Annotated in this window: 2 tRNA genes and 2 rRNA genes (1 of these 4 running past the window's edge); all 4 read left to right on the top strand. The window is 44.8% G+C overall.

Annotated features, from left to right (window positions below):
* Window positions 1-603 (top strand): 16S ribosomal RNA (locus QM746_RS15950); the annotation flags it as partial.
* Window positions 604-765: 162 nt separating this feature from the next.
* Window positions 766-839, top strand: a tRNA-Ile gene (locus QM746_RS15945).
* A gap of 98 nt (window positions 840-937) precedes the next feature.
* Window positions 938-1,011 (top strand) — tRNA-Ala (locus QM746_RS15940).
* Window positions 1,012-1,161: 150 nt separating this feature from the next.
* Window positions 1,162-1,304, top strand: a 23S ribosomal RNA gene (locus QM746_RS15935); it runs 2,650 nt beyond the window's last position.

The raw sequence follows: 1,304 nt of genomic DNA, 5'->3' as shown, positions 1-1,304 counted from the left end.
ACAAGCGGTGGATTATGTGGTTTAATTCGATGATACGCGAGGAACCTTACCAGAGACTTAAATGGGAATTGACAGTTTTAGAAATAGAGAAAACTTTCTTCGGACGATTTTTCAAGGTGCTGCATGGTTGTCGTCAGCTCGTGCCGTGAGGTGTTAGGTTAAGTCCTGCAACGAGCGCAACCCCTGTCACTAGTTGCCATCATTGAGTTGGGGACTCTAGTGAGACTGCCTACGCAAGTAGAGAGGAAGGTGGGGATGACGTCAAATCATCACGGCCCTTACGTCTTGGGCCACACACGTAATACAATGGCCGGTACAGAGGGCAGCTACACAGCGATGTGATGCAAATCTCGAAAGCCGGTCTCAGTTCGGATTGGAGTCTCCAACTCGACTCTATGAAGCTGGAATCGCTAGTAATCGCGCATCAGCCATGGCGCGGTGAATACGTTCCCGGGCCTTGTACACACCGCCCGTCAAGCCATGGAAGCTGGGGGTACCTGAAGTCGGTGACCGTAAAAGGAGCTGCCTAGGGTAAAACCAGTAACTAGGGCTAAGTCGTAACAAGGTAGCCGTACCGGAAGGTGCGGCTGGAACATCTCATTTTAGAGCGTCATTAGACGTAAAACAAAATTAAGTACGAAAGTACACAAGAACTTACTTAAGTTCACTTTGGTTTTTTTACTGGTTTATATAAAAAATACAACACCCACTAGAAATTAGTAAAGGGATAGAGATAATTAACAATTATTAATTGATAATTAAAAAAGTCTCGTAGCTCAGCTGGTTAGAGCGCTACACTGATAATGTAGAGGTCGGCAGTTCGAGCCTGCCCGAGACTATTAATTAAGGAGTTAGAGTAATATGATTCTCGGAATTATGGGAAGTAGTGAAAGCTAAACACCCAATAACTAACAACTATAAACTAGCAACTACTAGAGGGGAATTAGCTCAGCTGGCTAGAGCGCCTGCCTTGCACGCAGGAGGTCAAGGGTTCGACTCCCTTATTCTCCACCGTTTTAGAGGTTTAATTTAAAAGTTACGGATAGAGCCAAAAACAATATTCGTTCATTAAACTGATAAAAAGAAATAAAGATCATTGACATAAACGATAAAGACATCACAAAGAGATAACCGAGCACTTTCGAGTGCCGGCAAATTAGGAAAGAAATCGTTAAGGGCATATGGCGGATGCCTAGGCTTTACGAAGGCGACGAAGGACGTGGTAAGCTGCGAAAAGCTACGGGGATTGGCACACCCGAATTGATCCGTAGATATCCGAATGGGGCAACCCAATACATTGAAGA

The organism is Cloacibacterium sp. (assembly GCF_047601505.1).
Taxonomy (GTDB): Bacteria; Bacteroidota; Bacteroidia; order Flavobacteriales; family Weeksellaceae; genus Cloacibacterium.
Note: the sequence above shows the minus strand (reverse complement) of the source record. Positions and strands in the feature narration are given on the sequence as shown.